We start from the raw sequence: 21062 nt of genomic DNA, 5'->3' as shown, positions 1-21062 counted from the left end.
TCACGGGTCTGGGGCATCGGGCCGTCAGCGGCGGAACACACCAGGATGGCGCCGTCCATCTGGGCAGCACCGGTGATCATGTTCTTCACGTAGTCGGCGTGGCCCGGGCAGTCCACGTGGGCGTAGTGACGGTTCTCGGTTTCGTATTCGACGTGGGCGGTGTTGATGGTGATGCCGCGGGCCTTTTCTTCGGGCGCAGCGTCAATCTGGTCGTAGGCCTTGGCCTCGCCACCGAACTTGCGGGACAGCACCGTGGTGATCGCAGCCGTCAGCGTGGTCTTGCCATGGTCCACGTGACCAATCGTGCCAACGTTTACGTGCGGCTTCGTCCGCGTAAATTTTTCCTTAGCCATCACAACTCCCCAAATCAAATAGAAAGAAATTCAGACGCCAAGCAGGCGATGGTGCCCATGGGCAGGATCGAACTGCCGACCTCTCCCTTACCAAGGGAGTGCTCTACCACTGAGCCACATGGGCAATCTTCAGCGACCTGGAGCGGGTGAAGGGAATCGAACCCTCGTCTTAAGCTTGGAAGGCTTCAGCTCTACCATTGAGCTACACCCGCGTCACTACACCCACTACTCAGATCAACATTAACTTGGTGGAGGGGGAAGGATTCGAACCTTCGAAGGCAGTGCCGTCAGATTTACAGTCTGATCCCTTTGACCGCTCGGGAACCCCTCCAAACAGAAGCGACGCATTATCCTGATCGACCTGAACACTGTCAACAAGATTTTGGAAGCGGCGCGCATTATAGCAGCAGCTCCGGCAAAATCCAGGGCTTGCGATTAGAATTGCGCCAATTTCCTTCTCCCTGTCATGTCCGCCCACCACCGCCAACTCTCCCTGCAGGCCGCCGCCGCCCTTCTGATCTTCAGTCTGGCCTGGCCCTACTATTATCTGCGGGCGGCCGCCTGGGACTGGGCCCTGGTTGCCGCTGCCATAGGTGCAGCCGCATTCGCAGCCGCCAGGCTCACACGCCAGCCCTGGTGGTGGCAGGCCATCCACCTCCTGTTCGCGCCCCTGCTCTGGGCCGCCCTGCAGCTGCAGATATCGCCTATCTGGTATCTGGGCATGTTCATGGTCCTGTTCCTGGTCTTCCGGGGTGCCGCATCAGGCCAGATACCCCTTTACCTGAGCGGCGCCAGTACCGCCGCCAGACTGGCTGCGCTCCTGCCCCGGCAAGCCCGGGTGCTGGACATTGGCGCCGGTATTGGCAGCCTGCTGCTGCCCCTGGGCCGCCAGCGTCCGGACCTGCACCTGAACGGCATCGAAAATGCGCCCCTGCCCTGGCTCGCCGGCTGGCTGCGCACCCGGGGGAAAATCAAGAACTGGCACTGGGGCGACCTGTGGCAGCACGGACTGGCCCCCTATCAGGCGGTCTATTGTTTTTTGTCCCCCGCCCCCATGGCCGCCCTCTGGCGCAAGGCCTGCCAGGAAATGCGCCCCGGCAGCCTGTTCATCAGCAAGGCCTTCCCCGTGCCCGGGCAGGTGCCCGAATCCCTGGCCGGCCCCGCCGGAAGCCCGGTGGACCGGCTCTACATTTATCGCATTCCCGGGTGACTGCCTTGGCCTCCCCGCTTCGCCCCTCCCGCTTCCTGGCCCCACTGATCCTGGCCATCAGCCTCCTAATCCTGGGCGGCTTTCTCGGCGACCTGCTCCTGAGCCGCAGCCATGAGCTGGAAGCTGGCCGGCAGCGGGTCACCCACCTGACCGCGTTGATCGCCGAGCATACGGCCCGCTCCCTGGAGTCCGTAGACATCCTGCTGCGGGAGCTGGCCGGTGACCTGTCCGGCAACAGCCGCTGGGAGTCCTGGAGCCCGGAAACCGGCTTCACCTACCTCTCCACCCGCCATACCCGCTCCCTGCCGCAGCTGCGGGACCTGGCCATCTTCGACCGCCAGGGTTACCAGATTTTCACCTCCACCCAGTTCCCAGCCACCCGCATCAACGTCATCGACCGGCCCTACTTCACCTCCCTGGAGCGAGGGGCCGACTTTGCCATGTACGGCCCCTACATCGGACGCAACTCCGGGCGCTATACCTACGCCCTGGTCCGGCGCCTGAAAAATTCCCGGCAGGAATTCAACGGTGCGGTGTTCGCGGCCATCGAGCCGGCTTATTTCCAGGATTTCTGCTGGTCGGTGCGGCTCAGCGACGATTTTGAATCGGTCCTGGTCAACACCCAGGGGCGTATCGTGGCCTCCTGCCGCCCCACCGACCTGTCCCAGCAGTCGCCGATGATCGGTGCCAATGTCAGCGATGTGCTCGCCAACGGCGCCCTGCGCCAGCGCCCCAACGCGGATACCCCGGACCGGCGCGATGGCTGGATCGTCATCGAAGCCAATGTCAGCGGCTTTCCCGACCTCAGAGTCCTGACCCTGGTGCCGGAGTCGGCCCTGCTCCAGCACTGGTACCGGCGCGCCCGGGATTTCGGCATTCTGGCGCTGCTCTGCCTGGGCGTCCTGCTTCTGGGCGGCTGGCTGCTGTATCAACGGCGGAGGGAGCAGGAACTCCACAACCGGCAGCTGAGCCAGGAGCGGGAAGCCCTGGAAACCCAGCTGCATGAATCAGCCTGGCGCCTGGAACAGCAGAAGACGGAAGCCGAGCGCGCCAATGCCGCCAAGAGCCGCTTCCTGGCCGCCGCCAGCCACGACCTGCGCCAGCCCCTGCACGCCCTGGCCCTGTTCGCCTCCGACCTGCAGCGCCAGATCCGTCTGCAGCGCAACGAGCATCTGCCCCAGCTGGCCCAGCAGATCCAGTCGTCCACGGAGGTATTGAGCGAGCTGCTGGATTCTTTGCTGGACCTGTCCCGCCTCGATGTGGCCGGGATCACGCCCCAGCTGCGCCATCATCCGGTCAAGGAAGTTTTTGACCGGCTCGGCACCACCTTCGACCGGGCGGCCCTGGCCAAGGGGCTCAATCTGCGCCTGCGGGACCGGGGGCTGCACGTCTATTCCGACGCGGCCTTGCTGGAACGCCTGCTCGCCAATCTGGTGTCGAATGCCATCCGTTACACGGACAAGGGCGGCATCCTGGTCTCAGCCCGGCGCCGCAATGGGGCCGTGCTGGTGGAGGTCCGGGATACCGGCATCGGCATTCCGGCCGAGCATCAGCAGGCGATTTTCGTGGAGTTCTACCAGATCAACAATGCCGCCCGGGAATCCCACAAGGGCCTGGGCCTGGGACTATCCATCGTGGACCGTCTGGCCCGGGCCCTGGGCGTGAGGATAGAGCTGATCTCCCAGCTGGGGCGGGGAACCTGCTTCCGTTTCAGCCTGCCCCTGGGTGACGCCGGCGAACGCAAGGTGAGCCCCGGCAACCTGCCCAGCCCCAGCAGCATCAGCCCCAGGATCTGCGTCCTCGGCAATGGGGAAGCCCTGGGCGAAGCGACAACCCTGATCCGCAACTGGGGCTACCCGGTCACCCTGGGCTACCTGGCCGACCAACCCCCGCAAATCCTGCTGACCACCGCCAACGAAGCCGAAACCCGGGCCCGGGAGCACCCCTCCCTGCCCCTGGTGGTGCTTTGCGCCGGCGAAGAGAACGCGCCCCCCGCAGCCCACAAGCTGGTACTACCGCTGCGCCCGGCCCGGCTGCGGGCCCTGCTGCGGCGTCTGGAAGAGGAAATTACAGCCTGATCCCGTAACGGGCGGCCATCACCAGGGCCTGGGTGCGGCTGGACACCCCCAGGGCCTTGAATACCCCGGTCACGTGAATCTTCACGGTGCCTTCGGAAAGTCCCAGCTGCTGGGCGATCTCCCGGTTCGATTTGCCCTTGGCCATGAGCCCCAGCACCTGCCCCTGGCGCTCGGTCAGGCCGCACTCCTCCGGACTCACGCCGCCCGTGCTGGGCAGCACCGGGGTTTCGTCCCCCAGAACGGGGGCAGCCGTGCCATCGGGCCTGAAGATGTGTCCCGCGAGCACCACCCGTAGGGCCTTGATCAGGTCTTCCCCCGAATAGGCCTTGGGGATGAAGCCGGAGGCCCCGTTGGCCAGCACCCGGTTCACCGTCGGCGGATCGTCGAAAGCGGACAGGATGGCGACGGGAATCGAAGGGTGACGCTGACGCAGTAGATCCAGGCAGGCAAAGCCATCCATCCCCGGTAAGGCCAGATCCAGCAACACCAGATCCACATCCTCGTCCTGCCCCAGAGCCGCGAGGGCCTGGTCGCCGCTGGCGGCTTCCACGACGCTTACTTCGCTGTCCAGCTGATGCAGGACACGCACCAGCCCCTCCCGTACCAGGGCATGATCTTCAACAATCAGGAATTTCAACATGGCCTCATCACACTTTCTTATGCTTATGACGATACTCTAACACTTTGCCGTTTCCCTGCCAGCCCCGCCGCGCTGCTTCTCGGCTAATATAGGCGACGACCCGCCTAGATCAGGAGCATAAGATGGCCAACGAGCAAACCCCCGACCCCATGGAATTCGTGCGGCAAATGTGGGGCAACATGGGTTTTTCCCTGCCCGGCATGGTGACCCCCACCTTCGATACCGATGAACTGGAAAAACGGATCACCGACCTGAAGGCCGTGGAAGGTTGGCTGCGCATGAACCTTTCCATGCTGCAGATGACCATTCAGGGACTGGAAATGCAGAAGGCCACCCTTACCGCCGTGCAAGCCATGGGCAAGATGAGCAGCCAGGCTGCTGCCGGGCACCAGCCGGCAACGCCCCAGGACGGCCCCACCGTGGGTGAAACCCTGCAACAGGCGGCCCTGTGGCCCTGGAACCTGATGCAGCAGATGCAGGACCAGTTGCAGGATCAATTGCAGCAAGGTGCCGCCGCCAACCCCCCGCCCCCAGCCGCCCAGGAGGCCCCTAAGGCTGCGGCGAAAAAAACCAAGAAGGACGGAAGTTAAGGTTGCCCGCAGGGGCTCAACAGGGCCCCGTTGATTTCCAGCTCAGCCCCTTCAGCCAGCGGCTGGGCCAGATAGTGGCTCCGATACAGACGCCCCCGGGTGGCCGCAACCTTGTCCCAGGGAGTCTCCCAACGCTGGACCCGGATTCGCACCAAAGCCAGTTCCGTACTCACAGGAGCAGCCCCCTCCTGACGCAGGCAGGGCATCGCCGCCTCCCGTTCCAGCAGCGACTCCCTGCTTCGGGGCGGCTCCAGCCACTGGCGGGAACAAGGCAGCAGGGAGCGGGCTTCATGACGGGCCTCCAGAACCTCACCCTCCAGCCAGTACATGGGCGTTCGCCCCAAAAAACCGGTACCCCCCTCCTGATAGCGCACGCACTGCCCCGGACGCAGGACTTCCGGACTGGCAGCCAGACCGGGAGCCAGTTGCAGAGTCCCGGACTCCTCGGCCAGGGCCGGCAGACTCAGGAACAGGCACAGGGGAAGCATAGAACGCAGCCAGAGCATGGCAGAACCTCCGGAAATATCTCAGCTGTTCGGAATGCCCGCGATGATGCGCTCGGCAAAATGCGGGCCCCAGCCATAAAGCAGGGCCAGGCCAATCAGTACCAGCCCGGTGCCGGCGATGATCTGGCGACCGGTCCTGGCGCAGACATCCCAGTGCTTGAAACAGAAGATGAACGGCCCGGCCACGGGCAACGCCAGTACCAGCACGGCCCAGCGCCAGCCGTGGGCAATCGCTGCCGGCAGAGTGTCGATGTAACCCACCAGCAGCAGGGCGAATCCGGCGGCTGCGAACAGGGCGACCAGCAGGACGAATAGGGTGAACCAGATATCCATGAGTATTCCTAAACCTTGTTTTTTTCCGGCCGCTTCCAGTTGCTGACGGAAGTCTGGCGCGCCCGGGAAACCGTGAGCCCCCCCGGAGGCGCATCCTTGGTCAGGGTCGTGCCCGCCCCCAGGGTGGCGCCCTTGCCGACCCGCACCGGAGCGACCAGCTGGGTATCGGAGCCGATGAACGCATCGTCCTCGATCACGGTGCGGAACTTGTTGGCCCCATCGTAATTGCAGGTGATGGTGCCGGCGCCGATATTGACCCGGGCCCCCACGTCCGCATCCCCCACGTAGGCCAGGTGGTTGGCCTTGGACTGGGAACCGATCTGGCTGTTCTTGATTTCCACGAAGTTGCCCACATGAGCGCCTTCCGCCAGGACCGATCCCGGACGCAGCCGGGCATAGGGCCCCACTACCGCATCCGGACCCACCTGGGCACCGTCAATGTGTGAGAAGGCGGCGACCCGCGCCCCGGCCTGCACGGTCGCGTTACGGATGACGCAGTAGGGCCCGATCTCCACGGCCTCCTCCAGCACCACCCGACCTTCGAAAATGCAGCCCACGTCAATGCTCACGTCGCGGCCGCACACTAGGGCGCCCCGGATATCCAGGCGGGCCGGATCGGCCAGACGCACCCCCTGCTCCAGCAGCGCTCCGGCCTGACGCAACTGGTAAGCCCGCTCCAGCTCCGCCAGCTGCTGCTTGTTGTTGACCCCCTGCACCTCCCAGGGACCGGTGGGATGGACAGTACGCACGGCCAACCCTGCCGCCACTGCCTTGGCCACCACATCGGTCAGGTAGTACTCCCCCTGGGCATTGTGGTTGGACAGGCTGGCGAGCCAGCCCGCCAGGACACCCGCGGGCAGGACCATGATGCCGGTGTTGACCTCGTCGATCTGGCGTTCCTCCGGCGTCGCATCCTTTTCTTCCACGATGGCGGTGACGGCGCCAGCGGCATCGCGGACGATGCGGCCGTAACCCTGGGGCTGCTCCAGCCTCACCGTGAGCAGGCCCAGTCCCCGGGCCCCCTGATGCACCAGATGTTCCAGCGTCTGCTGCTGCACCAAAGGCACGTCCCCATACAACACCAGGGTAGGCAGGGATTCATCCAGAAGCGGCAGGGCCTGAGCAACGGCATGCCCAGTCCCCAGTTGCGGCTCCTGCAGGGCCCACTCCAGGGACTCTCCAGCAAAACTCTGGCGCACCGCTTCACCACCATGGCCATAAACCACGACCAGCCGCGCCGGCTGGAGGCTACGGGCGGTATCCACCACATGCCGCAGCAGGGCCTTGCCGGCCAGGGGATGCAGCACCTTGGGCAGATGGGAATACATGCGCTTACCCTGGCCGGCGGCCAGGATGACGATATTCAGGGACATGACTGTTTCTGTTTCGGTGTTGTGGCTGCTCAGGCGACCTTCTTGCCGTCGTCCTGGCCAGTGAGGATATCGGTGAGCACCTGGCGCCCCCTGGGGGAAATCACCCAGTGCAGCACGTTCTTGTCGTTGATGCGGGTATCGATCAAGCCGACATTCTTCAACACGGCCAGGCGCTGGCTGATCAGTTCCCGTCCCAGGGTGGTCTTTTCCGTCAGGGCGGCCAGGTTGCCGTAGACATAACTTTCGTCGGCCAGGGCCCGCAGGATCTCCACGTCGTTGTAGGTCACCACCTCCCGGGGATCATTGCGGACCTCTTCCTTCTCCGGCACGGGCTCCACGGGGGTAGCCACCACTGGTGCCGCCTCCAGGCGCTGACGCAGCAGTTCCTGCTCCCGGCGCAGGTATTCCAGCTCACGCCGGAACTGCTCCTGCATCTGGGTCAGCTGTTGCTGATAGAAGGCGGCCGGGTTTTCGAACAGCCGCCGGGCCGCCACCACGTAGATGATGCAGAAGGCGGCAAAGACATAGAGCTCCCCGGGACGGGTGCGGGCCCCCTCGAGGAGGTTGCTGGAGAGCATGTTGAGCAGCAAGGGGGCCGTGAGAGCGGTGACCACACCGAACACCAGGTAACGGCGCCAGTCCTGACGCCCTGCGCCTGGCTGGCGCTCGGCCAGATAATGGTTGGCAAGACCGCCCAGGACCCCGGTAACGACCATGACCAGCAGGGCCAGCAGCAGATGGCTGTCGAATTGACCCAAGGTGGATGTCACCTGTAGAGACTGTTGCAGATCCAATTTATCGTCCTCCCTTTGTTTTGCCGAATATGCCACAAGCGGCCCTGATCCCAAAGAAAAACCCCGTCGTCCGTGAGGAGGCGACGGGGTTATTGCGGATGGTCAGGACCCATCAACGGGGCAGCACCGAGGCTCCCATGAGGAACTCGTCCACCGCCCGGGCACACTGGCGGCCTTCGCGGATCGCCCAGACCACCAGGGACTGGCCCCGGCGCACATCCCCGGCTGCATAAACGCCGGCGACGCTGGTCTGATAGCAGCCTTCGCCATCAGTCGTCGCCTTGGCGTTGTTCCGGGCATCCTTCTCCACACCGAAAGCATCCAGCAGGCTGCCGACCGGATTCACGAAGCCCATGGCCAGGAAAGCGGCATCGCAGGGCAGCTCGAATTCGGAACCGGCCACTTCGCTCATCTTGCCGTCCTTCCATTCGACGCGCACAGCCTTCAGGGCCTTGACGTTGCCCTGGGCATCACCGATGAATTCCTTGGTAGCCACGGCGAACTCCCGCTGGGTGTCGCCTTCCTTGTGCGAGGAAGAAGTGCGCATCTTGAGGGGCCAGTAGGGCCAGGTCAGGGCCTTGTTTTCCTGTTCGGGGGGGGCCGGCATCAGTTCGAACTGGGTCACGGACGCTGCACCGTGGCGGTAGCTGGTGCCGACGCAATCGGACCCGGTATCACCGCCGCCGATCACCACCACATGCTTGCCCTTGACGTTGATGGGATTCTTGATGCCTTGCTGAACTTCCTTGTTCTGGGGAATCAGGAATTCCAGGGCGGCATACACGCCCTTGAACTGACGGCCAGGCACGGGCAGGTCACGGGGCACTTCGGAACCGGCGGCCAGGATCACCGCATCGAAATCCTGCTTCAGCTGTGCGGCGGAAACGGTCTCGGTGGCATCGTTGTTAATGCCGGCCGGGATGTTCTTGTCGCCGACGATGACCTTGGTCTTGAAGACCACGCCTTCGGCTTCCATCTGGGCGACGCGGCGGTCGATCACCGACTTGTTGAGCTTGAAGTCGGGGATGCCGAAGCCCAGCAGGCCACCGATACGGCTCGACTTCTCGAACACGGTGACATCATGACCAACCCGGGCCAGCTGCTGGGCAGCCGCCATACCGGCAGGACCGGAACCGACGATGGCAACCTTCTTGCCGGTCTTGACGGCGGCGGGTTGGGGCTGCACCCAGCCCATTTCCCAGCCCTTGTCGATGATTGCATGTTCGATGGACTTGATGCCCACGGGCGCCGCGTTGATGCCCAGGGTACAGGCAGCTTCGCAGGGGGCCGGACAGATGCGGCCGGTGAAGTCGGGGAAGTTGTTGGTGGAGTGCAGCACTTCCAGGGCCTGCTGCCAGTTGCCGCGATAGACCAGATCATTCCAGTCGGGAATGATGTTGTTCACCGGGCAACCGTTGTTGCAGAAGGGAATGCCGCAATCCATGCAGCGGGCGCCCTGAACCTTGGCGTCCTCGTCCGACAGGGTCTGGACGAATTCCTTGTAGTGGGTCAGGCGTTCCTCGACGGGCGCGTAAGCTTCTTCGCGACGGTCGAATTCGAGAAATCCAGTCGGCTTGCCCATGTTATGCGGCCTCCTTCTGTGCAGCCGCAGCCAGTTCGGTCAGGGCGCGGCGGTATTCGTGGGGGAAAACTTTGACGAACTTGCTGCGGCTGGATTCCCAGTCGGCCAGCAGGGCCTTGGCCCGGGCGCTGCCGGTGGCTTCTGCATGGCGGGAAATCAGCGCCTTCAGCTGGGCTTCGTCAGCCTGATCATTGTGGAAGGGGCCGGCCTGCTCGCTGGCGGGCAGCACCTGTTCCAGAGCCACCTGAGCCAGGTTGCAACGGTCCTTGAAAGCCCCGTCCTCGTCCAGCACGTAGGCGATGCCACCGGACATCCCGGCAGCGAAGTTGCGGCCGGTCATGCCCAGCACCACCACGGTGCCGCCGGTCATGTACTCGCAACCGTGGTCGCCGGTGCCTTCGACAACGGCAGTACCACCGGAATTACGGACGCAGAAGCGCTCGCCGCCGACACCAGCCAGGAAGGCCTCGCCTTCGGTGGCACCATACATGACGGTGTTGCCGATGATGATGTTGCCAGCGGAATCACCACGGAAGTCGGGGTGGGGACGCACGACGATGCGGCCGCCGGAGAGGCCCTTGCCCACGTAGTCGTTGCCTTCACCCACCAGTTCCAGGGTGATGCCCTTGGCCAGGAAGGCGCCGAAGCTCTGGCCGGCGGTGCCGGTCAGCTTGATGTGGATGGTGTCGTCGGGCAGGCCGGCAGCGCCGTAGCGCTTGGCCACCTCGCCGGAGAGCATGGTGCCCACGGTGCGGTTCACGTTCTTCACCGGCAGGTCGATGCTGACCTTCTGGCCCTTTTCCAGGGCGGGCTGGGCCTGCTTGATCAGTTCCAGGTCCAGGGCCTTGTTGAGGCCGTGATCCTGAACTTCGGTATGCAGGCGCCCCACTTCGGCGGGCACGGCGGGCTGCTGGAAGACGCGGCCGAAATCCAGGCCCTGGGCCTTCCAGTGCTCGATACCGGCGCGCTTTTCCAGTAGGTCGGAACGGCCGATCAGGTCGTCGAACTTGCGGATGCCCATCTGGGCCATCAGTTCGCGCACTTCCTCGGCGACGAAGAAGAAGTAGTTCACCACGTGCTCGGGCTGGCCGGAGAAGCGCTTCCTGAGTTCCGGATCCTGGGTGGCCACACCCACGGGGCAGGTGTTCAGGTGGCACTTGCGCATCATGATGCAGCCTTCCACCACCAGGGGAGCGGTGGCGAAGCCGAATTCATCGGCACCCAGGAGGGCGCCGATCACCACGTCGCGGCCGGTCTTCATCTGGCCATCCACCTGGACCCGCACCCGGGAGCGCAGCTGGTTCAGCACCAGGGTCTGCTGGGTTTCGGCCAGGCCCAGTTCCCAGGAGGAACCGGCATGCTTGATGGAAGACAGGGGCGAGGCGCCGGTGCCGCCGTCGTGGCCGGCAATCACCAGGTGGTCGGCCTTGGCCTTGGTCACCCCGGCGGCCACGGTACCCACGCCCACTTCGGACACCAGCTTCACGGAGATGCTGGCCACCGGATTGGCGTTCTTCAGGTCGTGGATCAGCTGGGCCAGATCCTCGATGGAGTAGATGTCGTGGTGGGGCGGAGGCGAAATCAGGCCGACACCGGGCACGGAGTGACGCAGGAAGCCGATGTACTCGGACACCTTGTGGCCGGGCAGCTGGCCGCCCTCACCGGGCTTGGCGCCCTGGGCCATCTTGATCTGGATCTGGTCGGCGTTCACCAGGTACTCGGTGGTGACACCGAAACGGCCGGAGGCCACCTGCTTGATGGCGGAACGCAGGGAGTCGCCATCCTGGAACGTGTAGTCCCGCTCGATGCGGGAAGCACCGATCACTTCGGACAGGGTCTGACCCGCCTTCAGGGGCAGGAAGCGCTTGGCATCCTCGCCACCTTCGCCGGTATTGGACTTGCCGCCAATCCGGTTCATGGCGATGGCCAGGGTGGAGTGGGCTTCGGTGGAGATGGAGCCCAGGGACATGGCGCCAGTGGCGAAGCGCTTGACGATCTCCTTGGCGGATTCCACTTCTTCCAGGGGCACGGGTGCGCCAACGGGCTTGATTTCGAACAGGCCGCGCAGGGTCAGGTGACGCTTGGTCTGATCGTTGATCAGCTTGGCGTATTCCTTGTAGGTCTCGTACTTGTTGGAGCGGGTCGCGTGCTGCAGCTTGGCGATGGAGTCCGGCGTCCACATGTGCTCTTCGCCGCGGATGCGGAAGGCGTAATCGCCGCCCGCATCGAGCATGTTGGCCAGCACGGGATCCGCGGAGAAAGCGCCCTGGTGCAGGCGAATGGCTTCCTCGGCCACTTCGAACACGCCGATGCCCTCGATCTTGGAGGGGGTGCCGGTGAAGTACTTCTCCACGAAGGCCTGCTGCAGGCCCACCGCTTCAAAGATCTGGGCCCCGGTGTAGGACATGTAGGTGGAGATGCCCATCTTGGACATGACCTTGCAGAGGCCCTTGCCCACCGCCTTGACGAAGTTCTTGACGTACTTGTCGGCCTTCTCGGCGTCGCCCTTGGCCAGGCAGCGCAAGGTATCGATGGCCAGGTAGGGGTGCACGGCCTCGGCGCCGTAGCCACCCAGCAGGGCGAAGTGGTGCACTTCCCGGGCGGAGCCGGTTTCCACCACCAGACCGGTGGAGGTGCGCAGCCCCTTCTTGACCAGATGCTGGTGCACGGCGGAAGTGGCGAGCAGGGCGGGAATGGCCAGGGCGTCCTTGCCCATCTTGCGGTCGGAGATGATCAGGATGTTGGCGCCCTGACGCACAGCGTCCACAGCTTCAGCCGCCAGGGAGGCCAGACGGGCTTCAATGCCTTCCTTGCCCCAGGCCACCGGGTAGCAGATGTCCAGCTCGTAGGAGCTGAACTTGCCTTCGGTGTACTTGCCGATATGACGGATCTTTTCCATGTCGCCGGCGCTCAGCACGGGCTGGGCCACTTCCAGGCGGATCGGCGGATTGATCTCGTAGGGGTTGAGCAGGTTGGGCTTGGGACCGATGAAGGACACCAGGGACATCACCAGCTCTTCCCGGATCGGATCGATGGGCGGGTTGGTCACCTGGGCAAACAACTGCTTGAAGTAGCTGTAAAGCAGCTTGGGCTTGGCGGACAGCACCGGCAAGGCGCTGTCGTTGCCCATGGAGCCCGTGCCTTCTTCACCATTGTTGGCCATGGGCTCCAGGATGAACTTGAGGTCTTCCTGGGTGTAGCCAAAGGCCTGCTGCTGGTCGAGCAGGGTGGCGGGGCAGGCTTCACGCTGCTCCACGGCGGCAGGCACTTCGTCCAGCTTGATGCGGATCTTCTCGATCCACTCCTGATAGGGCTTGGAGGAGGCCAGGGAGTCCTTCAACTCCTTGTCGTCTACGATGCGGCCCTTGTCCATGTCGATCAGGAACATCTTGCCGGGCTGCAGACGCCACTTCTTGACGATCTTGCTTTCGGGAATCGGCAGCACGCCGGATTCGGAAGCCATCACCACCAGGTCGTCATCGGTGACCAGGTAGCGGGCCGGACGCAGGCCGTTGCGGTCCAGGGTGGCGCCGATCTGGCGGCCGTCGGTGAAGGCCACGGCAGCGGGGCCATCCCAGGGCTCCATCATGGCCGCATGGTATTCGTAGAAGGCGCGCCGGTTCTCGTCCATGGTGGTGTGCTTTTCCCAAGCTTCGGGAATCATCAGCATCATGGCGTGGGTCAGGGAATAACCGCCCATCACCAGGAGTTCCAGGGCGTTGTCGAAGGCGGCGGAGTCGGACTGGCCGGGATAATGCAGGGGCCAGATCTTCTTCAGGTCGTCACCCATCAGGGGCGAGGAAATCGCCTGCTCCCGGGCCTTGAACCAGTTCACGTTGCCACGCACGGTGTTGATTTCGCCGTTGTGGGCGATCATGCGGAACGGATGGGCCAGATCCCAGGTGGGGAAGGTGTTGGTGGAGAAGCGCTGGTGCACCAGGGCCAGGGCGGAAACCACGCGGGAATCCTGCAGGTCGTCGTAGTAGACACCAACCTGGTCGGCCAGCAGCAGGCCCTTGTAGTTCACCGTGCGAGCCGAGAAGGAAGGCACGTAGAACTCGCCCCCGTGCTTCAGCTTCAGGGACTTGATGGCATTGGCACTGCGGCGGCGGATGATGTAGAGCTTGCGTTCCAGGGCGTCGGTGGTCAGCACGTCGGGACCGCGGCCCACGAACACCTGGCGGATCACGGGTTCGGTGGCGCGCACCACGGGCGACATGGGCATGTCGCCATTCACGGGCACATCGCGCCAACCCAGAATCACCTGGCCTTCGGCCTTGGCATTGCGTTCGATCTCGGCCTCGCAGGCCTGGCGGGAAGCAGCCTCACGGGGCAGGAACAGCATGCCCACACCGTACTCACCGGCGGCCGGCAGGTTCACCCCCTGCTTGGCCATTTCTTCCCGGTAGAACAGGTCGGGAATCTGAATGAGGATACCGGCCCCGTCCCCCTGCAGAGGATCGGCGCCGACGGCGCCCCGGTGGTCCAGGTTTTTCAGGATGAGCAGGCCCTGCTCCACAATACTGTGGCTCTTCTGCCCCTTCATGTGAGCCACAAAACCCACGCCACAAGCATCGTGTTCGTTAGCGGGATCGTAAAGACCCTGCTGCTCAGGTACAGCCGCCATCACTCTTGATTCCTCATTCATCTTCGGCAACCTCGCGCGCCAAACGCGTAAATACGCAAAAAAAAGCCGGATCACCGGCTCGCGAAATTTAGGGAAAGCGGCGAAATATAACGCCAAACCCCTGACTTTTCAAGATTCCGCAACACACTGTTGCCTGCGCGGGCATCCTCGCGCTTCGGGCTCCGATCAGGCGCAGCAGGATTCGACGGCAGCCAGAATCTGGGCTTCGCTGGCGGCATCGCTGACCACCGCCCTGCCCACGGATTGCAGCAGCACCAGGCGCAGACGGCCGTCCTGGACCTTCTTGTCGTGGCGCATCAGCTCCAGATAACGCTCAGCCCCCAGGCGGGGCCCGCGGATCGGCAGCCCTGCTGCAAGCAGGACCCGCTCCACCCGCTGCACATCTTCTTCCTGCAGCCAGCCCAGCAGCGCCGACAGCCTGGCTGCCATGACCGTACCTGCGGCCACCGCCTCGCCATGCAACCACACCCCGTAACCCAACCCGGTCTCAATGGCGTGCCCGAAGGTATGCCCCAGGTTGAGCAAGGCCCGCTCCCCCTGCTCCCGTTCGTCCGCCGCCACCACTTCTGCCTTGTGGCAGCAGGAACGATAGACCGCCTCTTCCAGCAGGGCCTGATCTCCGGCCCTCAAACCCGCCATGTGCTGCTCCAGCCAGAGCAGGAACTCCTGATCCCGGATCAGACCATACTTGATCACCTCCGCCAGCCCCGCCTGCAATTCCCGTGCAGGCAAGGTGGACAGGGCGCCGATATCCGCCAGCACCAGTTTGGGCTGGTAAAAGGCACCGATCATGTTTTTGCCCAGAGGGTGATTGATAGCCGTCTTCCCCCCCACGGAGGAATCCACCTGGGACAACAGGGTGGTGGGGACCTGGATGAAGGGCATGCCACGCTGATAGCAGGAAGCGGCAAACCCCCCCATGTCGCCGATCACACCGCCACCCAGGGCGATCAGGGTCGTACCCCGCTCGCAATGGGCCCCCAGCAGGGCATCGAAGATCAGGTTCAGGGTCTGCCAGTCCTTGAACTGCTCACCATCCGGCAGCACCACTTCCAGGGGCTGCACCCCCAGGGCCTGCAGGGAACGGCGCAGGCGCGCCATGTAAAGGGGGGCCACCGTGGTGTTGGTCACGATGGCCACGGATTTCCCGCGCAGATGGGGAGCCAGCAATGAGGGCTGATCGAGGAGGTCCCGGGCAATGTGAATGGGATAGCTGCGCTCGGCCAGCTCGACTTTCAGGGTACGCATCTCTTGGCAAATTCCTTGACTAACAACTGGGTGATGGCGGAAGGCGCCAGGCGGCCGCCATCCACTACATAGTGAGCTGCCTCCCGGTAAAGGGGATCCCGCAACTTGTAGAGGGACTCCAGCTTGGCCAGCGGGTCTTCAACCTGCAGCAGGGGGCGGTTGCGGTCGTTTCTGGTCCGCCCCCACAGCAGTACGGGAGGCACGTTCAGGTACACCACCCAACCATGATCATGCAGAGCACGGCGATTTTCCGGGTCCAGAACAGCCCCCCCGCCGGTGGCCAGCACGATGGGCGCCTCATGCACCAGCTCGGCGATCACCTGGGTTTCACGCCGCCGGAATCCGGCCTCCCCCTCTATTTCAAAGATGGTGGGAATTCCCACCCCCGTCCTGGCCTCGATCTCATGATCGGAATCCAGGAATGGACGCCCCAGCCGTTTGGCGAGCTGTCTGCCTATGGTCGTCTTGCCTGACCCCATCAGGCCGACCAGATAGATGTTTGAGTTCTCTTTCACAGGCCGGATTCTATCTGATCATGCCCATTCCAGCGCCCCCAAAGGCAAAGAGGGCCAGAAGGCCCTCTTGCGTTTCGGACAGGAAGCTCGCTTAACGCACCGAAAGCGTCTCGTTGACAATCTTCGGCGTGATGAAGACCAGCAACTCGGACTTCTCATTGGTCTTGGAGGTATTCCGGAAAGCAAAGCCCAGGAAGGGAATATCTCCCAGCAGTGGCACCTTGTTCACGTCGTCGCGGCTCGTGAGCTCATAAATCCCCCCGATCACCACCGTGCCACCGTTATCCACCAGGACATTGGTTTCCACCTTCTTGGTGTTGATGGCAACCCCACCTGCCATGGTCTCACCGCGGGAATCCTTGTTTACCTTCAAGCGCATGGAAACCTTGCCATCCGGCGTGATGTGCGGCGTCACCCGCAGAGACAACACAGCCTTTTTGAAGGACACACTGGTGGCACCGGAACTGGATGCTTCCAGATAGGGAATTTCCACCCCCTGCTCGATCAGTGCCTCCACCTGGTCTGAGGTCATGACTCGAGGACTGGACACCACCCGGCCCTTGAGGTCAGCTTCCAGGGCGGAAATCTCCAAATTCAGGAAACGGGTCTTAGCCGAGTTGAACAAGATGAAGGAAAACTCGGACGGGTTGACGCTGTTGAAAGTACTTGCCGGCAAGTTAACCTGATTCAGGCCTGGCAAGGTGGCATCCCCCTCAACAAAACCATTCAGCTTGTTCATGTCGATGTTATCGCCACCATAGGCATGGTTTTTACCGCCATACCGGAAGATGCCCAGCCTGGCCCCCAGATTCCGGGCGAACTGGTCTGTAGCCTCAACAATCCGGGCCTCAATCACGACCTGGCGCATGGGGATATCCACCTTGGCGATGATGTGACGCAGCTCATCCAAGCGGCTCGGAGTATCTTGAATGAAGATAATATTGGTACGAGGATCGATAACCGCGCTTCCCCGCTTGGAGAGAATGCGCTGCTCCTTGTCCGTAAGTATCTTCTTGAAGGCCTCTGCCTGATGGTAATTAAGTTGGAAGGTTTCCGTCTTCAGGGGCTCCAACTCTTCCAGCTGCTGCCGGGACTCGTACTCCAACTTTTCCTTGGTGGCCAGTTCGTCGCGCGGGGCAATCAGGATCACATTGCCGTTCTTACGCATGTCCAGCCCCTTCTGCTGGAAGATGATGTCAATCACCTGATCGGCTGGCACATCCTTCAATACCAGGGTGGTAGTTCCGGTGACGGTTTCGCTGATCACTGCGTTCAGCCCCAGCTCTTCGGCCATCAACCGCAGCAGTGCCCGAACATCGCCATTCTGGTAGTTGATGCTGATGCGCGGCCCCTGGTAGCCAATCTTGGTACCCTGAATCAGCTTGTTGGGATCCTCGACAATGGCTTTGACCTCAACCACAAACTGGTTTTCGGTCTGGTAGGCATTGTGTTCCCACAAGCCCTTGGGGGTAATCACCATGCGCACATTGCCGTTCTTGTCTTCCGTAACCACAGAAGTGACGGGTGTGGCGAAATCCGTGACATCCATCTTGCGACGCAGGTTTTCCGGCAAGGTGGTCTTAAGGAACTCCACCACCAACGCCTTGCCCTGCTGCTTGATGTCGATGGCTGTACCTGCGTCGGTAAGGTCCACAGCAATCCGGGCCTCGCCATTCTGGCCGCGACGGAAGGAGATATCCTGAATCCCGTGCAATCCCTTGGAGGCAAGATCACTGGTGAAATGAGTCACCTTGCCGCCATCAGGAGCTGCGGTTGCCATGGGTGTCAAAGAAACAAACAAGGCCTTGCCATCAATACGGGTCGAATAATTGAGACTGCGCACCAAGTTCAGCACCAGACGAGTACGCTGCCCCACCTGGACGATGTTGAAGCTGGTCAGATCCCCTTCATTCACGGCCTGACTGCTTTTCCCCAGGCCGTTGGCAACACCGGTGAAGTCAAAAGCGATGCGGGAAGGATTGGCAATACTGAAGCCGGCTGGCGGATTAGCAATGGCTTCCTTCAAGTCGATTTTGACAACAACTGCGCCGCCTTGGCGGGCAATGTTGATAGCCTCAATCTGGTTACCCTCCTGCGCCATGACCGAGGTAGACACGATTGCCACACCAAACAGCCAAGTGGCAATGAGGATAAGTTTTTTAAAAGCCATCATTTGCTGCCCTCCTTAGCCTGCAGTTGCAGGGTATTCATTCTCTCAGACCAGTCACCACTGGAATCTTCAACCACTTCGCGAATCTCGATTTCCTGCTCGGTAATCTTCGTGATCACACCAAAATCCAGGCCGATATAGTCACCAACCTTGACCTGCTTGACCAGTTGATCAACCTGTATCGCAGCCATAGGCTGCTTGTTGATGTTCATGAAACCAATCATGCGCATGGATTCAAGCGGATATTTCTCCATAATGCTGTTGCGCATCTCCCTAGCCTCGAAATCTGGCTGGAACGCACCTCCCTTTCCGGCACCTCGACGCCCCTTGCTTTCCGGCTCGATTTTTGCTGAACTAAAGGGGTCCAGCATCGAATCCACTACATAAGGAGCAGCCTCATAAGGCTTTATTTCAGGCAAAGGAGGAATCCTGCCTCTCATATCCTTAGCAGAATCGTTCATCCATTGTTGCAACTCCTCATGCTCAGCCCCGCCGCAGCCGAATAGGGCAAGAACTACCAAAGCCAAAGAGATTTTTTTCATTTTTTCTTCCCTCCCTTGGCTTTATCTTTTTCTTCCTGGCGCCTCTTCGCTATCTCCTCTTCATCAAGGTAGCGGAAAGTCTTGACCTGCATATCCATAACCAAGCGACCAGAATTCTGAGCCCCCCCATCCTTACCCCCCGGCATATTTATATTTATATTATTCAGAGTAACAATTCGCGGAAGTTTCGCCACATCTGCAGCAAACGCCCCCAAATCATGGTAAGCACCGTTAATTTTCACATTGATCGGAAGTTCAGCATAGAAATCTTTGACGACCTCTGCTGCAGGTTTGAACAATTCAAACTGCAACCCACGACCAAGACCCGCCTGGTTAACCTCCACCAGCAGCGACTCTACTTCGTTACGGTTTGGTAGCTGCTTCAAGAGCGCACCAAAAGACTTATCGATTTCTTCCAACTGCTGGCGATATAAATCCAGATTAACAGCCTGCCTTTTTTTCTCGAGGAATTCCTCTTTCAGCTTGGCCTCTTTCGTTTCAGCCTGACTCAGAAGTTCAAATTGATCCAGCCACAGAAAATATCCTCCCAAGGCCGTAATAGCCACAAAGACCCCCACCAAGACAGTAACTTTGGGAACAAAAGGCCAAGTCCCAGGATCGTTATTACTCAGCCTTTTGAAGTCTTCAGAGAGCTGCTGAAAATCGAATTTCGATGAAGAAGACACAGGTAGCTTCATGGCTTTTCGCTCCCTTTTTTTACATCTTTTTTGGCCCCATTGGCAGCCTGGTCTGCCGCAGGATTAGCTCTGACCAAGCGGAAATCCATGGAAAATTCATTCAAACGTCGACCAGCAACCATCACCGCCTTGATTTCGATCAATTTTGGCGCCTCCATCCATTCAGAGGCCTCAATATTCCGCATCAAGGTTGAAACCCGTGAATTCGACTGCGCATATCCATTCACGGTCACCACTGCCCCTGCCTGCTTCAGGCCTTTCAGGTAAATTCCCTCTGGTGTTTGCCGAACCAGCTCACTCAGAAGATATACCGTCTCACCCCTGTCTTTTTGCAAGGACTCGATGGCATTCTTTCTATCCAGCAAGGCTTGGCTTTGTTCCTTGAGACGCTTGATTTCCTCAACCTGTTTATCCAGCACAGCTATCTCGCTCTTGAGGAAGGTATTTCTACTTTCCTGATGCTGAATATAGCCATCGATGATGGTATATCCGAGGAAAACCACCAACCCACTGAGCACAACCATCATTGCGGCAATGGTATAAAACTGCTGACGTCTCGCTTTGCGCGCTTCTTCCCGATGGGGAAGCAAGTTGATACGAATCATGATGGATCAAACCTCCGCAGAGCCAGGCCACAGGCAGCCATCAGGGAAGAGGCATCTGCCAGCAAATTCTTCGCCCTTACCCGATCCGACAACATCATTCCCGCAAAAGGATTTGCAACGATCGTATTGACCTGGGTACGGGTGGCGACCAGTTCATCGATGCCGGGAATGGAAGCGCAGCCCCCCGCCAGCACGATATGGTCCACCTTGTTGAACTGGGTGGAAGTGAAGAAGAACTGAAGCGCCCGGGAAACTTCCAGTGCCAGGTTATCCATGAACTGGGGCAACAATTCAGACTCGTAGTCCTCAGGGAGATTGGCTGCTCGCTTGGCTGCCTCGGCTTCCCCGTAATTCATGCCGTACCGCCGCACGATGTCCTGGGTCAGCAAACCACCGCCAAAGGCCTGTTCCCGAGCATAGACCTGCTGACCGTTACGCAGCACCGTCAGCTTCATGACGTTCATGCCGACATCCACCAGCGCCACGATCGGAGCGGACTCATCCATGGGCAACTGCCGGGCTACCAGCTCGAACGCGGATAGCGTCGCATAGGACTCCACGTCCATGACCAGCACCTTCAGACCGGCCGCCTCGGCGACGGCCAGGCGGTCCTCGACCCGTTCCTTCTTGGACGCGGCAATCAGGACCTCAAGCTCGTCGGGAGCGGACGGAGCCGGGCCAATCACCTGGTAATCCAGATTGACCTCGTCAATGGAGAAGGGAATGTATTGATTCGCCTCGGATTCCACCAGCACTTCCAGTTCATCGTCCCGCATACCTGCGGGCACGATGATCTTCTTGGAAATAACAGCAGAAGCAGGCAGGGCCATGGCCACATTCCGGGTGGAAGTCGCCATACGTTTCCAAGCGCGTCGCACACCTTCCTGAACCGCTTCCAGGTCAGCAATGTTGCCGTCGGCAACTGCATCCTTGGGAAGCACTTCTATGGTGTAACGCTCGACGCGGAATTCGTCCCGACCAGTAGAAGACAGTTCCACCATCTTCACAGCCGAAGAACAAATATCCAACCCGAGCAAGGAGCGAGCCTTGGGATTGAAAAAGGACAGATCGAAGCGCACCGGACCCCCGAAAATATCTATTAAAAATCGGAAGTTACATTAACAACCAATAATTCACGTTAAATCCTAGCAACAACCCTTGACAGTGTAAAGCAATT

The 21062-nt window shown here is 61.1% G+C and carries 18 protein-coding genes and 3 tRNA genes; 3 read left to right on the top strand and 18 right to left on the bottom strand.

Annotation, left to right across the window (positions count from 1 at the left end):
* The 4 genes from G474_RS0110285 to G474_RS0110270 form a co-directional block, all read right to left on the bottom strand.
* Nucleotides 1-353 (bottom strand): GTP-binding protein (locus G474_RS0110285; protein ID WP_211228094.1); only part of this gene is annotated, 353 nt, incomplete at its 3' end.
* A 49-nt stretch (nucleotides 354-402) separates the two neighbouring features.
* Nucleotides 403-477: transfer RNA gene (locus tag G474_RS0110280), tRNA-Thr, on the bottom strand.
* A 14-nt stretch (nucleotides 478-491) separates the two neighbouring features.
* Nucleotides 492-565, bottom strand: a tRNA-Gly gene (locus tag G474_RS0110275).
* Nucleotides 566-599: 34 nt separating this feature from the next.
* Nucleotides 600-684, bottom strand: a tRNA-Tyr gene (locus tag G474_RS0110270).
* Between the two features lie 135 nt (nucleotides 685-819).
* Here G474_RS0110270 and G474_RS20385 point away from each other — a divergent pair.
* Entirely contained in the window at nucleotides 820-1563 is a 744-nt protein-coding gene (locus tag G474_RS20385; RefSeq protein ID WP_043463972.1) for a class I SAM-dependent methyltransferase, read from the top strand.
* Between the two features lie 5 nt (nucleotides 1564-1568).
* Complete coding sequence (locus G474_RS22075) at nucleotides 1569-3641, top strand: cache domain-containing sensor histidine kinase (RefSeq protein WP_051282205.1); 2073 nt, start codon at nucleotides 1569-1571, stop codon at nucleotides 3639-3641.
* Here the strand turns inward: G474_RS22075 and G474_RS0110255 are convergent.
* Nucleotides 3631-4281, bottom strand: coding sequence for a response regulator (locus tag G474_RS0110255; RefSeq protein WP_026686899.1), 651 nt, complete (start codon nucleotides 4279-4281; stop codon nucleotides 3631-3633). The two genes, G474_RS22075 and G474_RS0110255, sit on opposite strands and share 11 nt — an antisense overlap.
* Nucleotides 4282-4403: 122 nt before the next feature.
* Between G474_RS0110255 and G474_RS0110250 the strand changes: the two genes are divergently transcribed.
* On the top strand, nucleotides 4404-4871 hold the full coding sequence (locus tag G474_RS0110250) for a PhaM family polyhydroxyalkanoate granule multifunctional regulatory protein (protein ID WP_026686898.1): 468 nt from the start codon (nucleotides 4404-4406) through the stop codon (nucleotides 4869-4871).
* Here the strand turns inward: G474_RS0110250 and G474_RS0110245 are convergent.
* The 13 genes from G474_RS0110245 to G474_RS0110185 all read right to left on the bottom strand — a co-directional run bounded on the left by G474_RS0110245 (nucleotide 4868) and on the right by G474_RS0110185 (nucleotide 20964).
* The gene (locus G474_RS0110245) at nucleotides 4868-5377 is read right to left on the bottom strand and encodes a hypothetical protein (protein WP_026686897.1); all 510 of its coding nucleotides are present in this window, start codon (nucleotides 5375-5377) and stop codon (nucleotides 4868-4870) included. The two genes, G474_RS0110250 and G474_RS0110245, sit on opposite strands and share 4 nt — an antisense overlap.
* A 21-nt stretch (nucleotides 5378-5398) precedes the next feature.
* Nucleotides 5399-5710, bottom strand: a complete 312-nt coding sequence (locus G474_RS0110240; RefSeq protein ID WP_026686896.1) for a hypothetical protein — start codon at nucleotides 5708-5710, stop codon at nucleotides 5399-5401.
* An 8-nt stretch (nucleotides 5711-5718) separates the two neighbouring features.
* Nucleotides 5719-7077, bottom strand: coding sequence for a bifunctional UDP-N-acetylglucosamine diphosphorylase/glucosamine-1-phosphate N-acetyltransferase GlmU (gene glmU, locus G474_RS0110235; RefSeq protein WP_026686895.1), 1359 nt, complete (start codon nucleotides 7075-7077; stop codon nucleotides 5719-5721).
* 35 nt (nucleotides 7078-7112) lie between these two features.
* The gene (locus tag G474_RS0110230; protein ID WP_245589342.1) at nucleotides 7113-7841 is read right to left on the bottom strand and encodes a helix-turn-helix domain-containing protein; all 729 of its coding nucleotides are present in this window, start codon (nucleotides 7839-7841) and stop codon (nucleotides 7113-7115) included.
* 148 nt (nucleotides 7842-7989) lie between these two features.
* Complete coding sequence (locus G474_RS0110225; protein WP_026686893.1) at nucleotides 7990-9459, bottom strand: glutamate synthase subunit beta; 1470 nt, start codon at nucleotides 9457-9459, stop codon at nucleotides 7990-7992.
* Nucleotide 9460: 1 nt separating this feature from the next.
* Nucleotides 9461-14086, bottom strand: a complete 4626-nt coding sequence (locus tag G474_RS0110220; RefSeq protein WP_043463970.1) for a glutamate synthase-related protein — start codon at nucleotides 14084-14086, stop codon at nucleotides 9461-9463.
* Between the two features lie 186 nt (nucleotides 14087-14272).
* Nucleotides 14273-15355: a 3-dehydroquinate synthase gene (aroB, locus tag G474_RS0110215; protein ID WP_026686891.1), complete on the bottom strand. Its 1083-nt coding sequence runs from the start codon at nucleotides 15353-15355 to the stop codon at nucleotides 14273-14275.
* Complete coding sequence (locus tag G474_RS0110210; protein ID WP_026686890.1) at nucleotides 15343-15870, bottom strand: shikimate kinase; 528 nt, start codon at nucleotides 15868-15870, stop codon at nucleotides 15343-15345. Before G474_RS0110210 ends, aroB begins: the two co-directional genes overlap by 13 nt.
* A gap of 91 nt (nucleotides 15871-15961) precedes the next feature.
* Nucleotides 15962-18043, bottom strand: coding sequence for a type IV pilus secretin PilQ (locus G474_RS0110205; RefSeq protein WP_026686889.1), 2082 nt, complete (start codon nucleotides 18041-18043; stop codon nucleotides 15962-15964).
* Nucleotides 18040-18582 carry a pilus assembly protein PilP gene (locus G474_RS0110200; RefSeq protein ID WP_026686888.1) on the bottom strand — a complete coding sequence of 181 codons (543 nt, stop codon included), beginning with the start codon at nucleotides 18580-18582 and terminating at the stop codon, nucleotides 18040-18042. Before G474_RS0110200 ends, G474_RS0110205 begins: the two co-directional genes overlap by 4 nt.
* Entirely contained in the window at nucleotides 18579-19280 is a 702-nt protein-coding gene (locus G474_RS0110195) for a type IV pilus inner membrane component PilO (RefSeq protein ID WP_026686887.1), read from the bottom strand. The genes G474_RS0110200 and G474_RS0110195 overlap by 4 nt, the downstream gene beginning before the upstream one ends.
* Nucleotides 19277-19885, bottom strand: a complete 609-nt coding sequence (locus G474_RS0110190; protein WP_026686886.1) for a PilN domain-containing protein — start codon at nucleotides 19883-19885, stop codon at nucleotides 19277-19279. Before G474_RS0110190 ends, G474_RS0110195 begins: the two co-directional genes overlap by 4 nt.
* Complete coding sequence (locus G474_RS0110185) at nucleotides 19882-20964, bottom strand: pilus assembly protein PilM (RefSeq protein ID WP_026686885.1); 1083 nt, start codon at nucleotides 20962-20964, stop codon at nucleotides 19882-19884. Before G474_RS0110185 ends, G474_RS0110190 begins: the two co-directional genes overlap by 4 nt.
* Between the last annotated feature and the right edge of the window lie 98 nt (nucleotides 20965-21062).

The organism is Azovibrio restrictus DSM 23866, assembly GCF_000429665.1.
In the GTDB taxonomy this organism is placed as follows: domain Bacteria; phylum Pseudomonadota; class Gammaproteobacteria; order Burkholderiales; family Rhodocyclaceae; genus Azovibrio; species Azovibrio restrictus.
This window is presented reverse-complemented; position numbering and strand designations above follow the sequence as displayed.

What these genes read in the sequence shown, in the direction of transcription:
- G474_RS20385 (WP_043463972.1), top strand. Translation starts at nt 820, where the DNA reads ATGTCCGCCCACCACCGCCAACTCTCCCTGCAGGCCGCCGCCGCCCTT.
- G474_RS0110255 (WP_026686899.1), bottom strand. Translation starts at nt 4,281, where the DNA reads ATGTTGAAATTCCTGATTGTTGAAGATCATGCCCTGGTACGGGAGGGG.
- G474_RS0110250 (WP_026686898.1), top strand. Translation starts at nt 4,404, where the DNA reads ATGGCCAACGAGCAAACCCCCGACCCCATGGAATTCGTGCGGCAAATG.
- G474_RS0110245 (WP_026686897.1), bottom strand. Translation starts at nt 5,377, where the DNA reads ATGCTCTGGCTGCGTTCTATGCTTCCCCTGTGCCTGTTCCTGAGTCTG.
- G474_RS0110240 (WP_026686896.1), bottom strand. Translation starts at nt 5,710, where the DNA reads ATGGATATCTGGTTCACCCTATTCGTCCTGCTGGTCGCCCTGTTCGCA.
- G474_RS0110225 (WP_026686893.1), bottom strand. Translation starts at nt 9,459, where the DNA reads ATGGGCAAGCCGACTGGATTTCTCGAATTCGACCGTCGCGAAGAAGCT.
- G474_RS0110220 (WP_043463970.1), bottom strand. Translation starts at nt 14,086, where the DNA reads ATGGCGGCTGTACCTGAGCAGCAGGGTCTTTACGATCCCGCTAACGAA.
- aroB (WP_026686891.1), bottom strand. Translation starts at nt 15,355, where the DNA reads ATGCGTACCCTGAAAGTCGAGCTGGCCGAGCGCAGCTATCCCATTCAC.
- G474_RS0110205 (WP_026686889.1), bottom strand. Translation starts at nt 18,043, where the DNA reads ATGATGGCTTTTAAAAAACTTATCCTCATTGCCACTTGGCTGTTTGGT.
- G474_RS0110200 (WP_026686888.1), bottom strand. Translation starts at nt 18,582, where the DNA reads ATGAAAAAAATCTCTTTGGCTTTGGTAGTTCTTGCCCTATTCGGCTGC.
- G474_RS0110195 (WP_026686887.1), bottom strand. Translation starts at nt 19,280, where the DNA reads ATGAAGCTACCTGTGTCTTCTTCATCGAAATTCGATTTTCAGCAGCTC.
- G474_RS0110190 (WP_026686886.1), bottom strand. Translation starts at nt 19,885, where the DNA reads ATGATTCGTATCAACTTGCTTCCCCATCGGGAAGAAGCGCGCAAAGCG.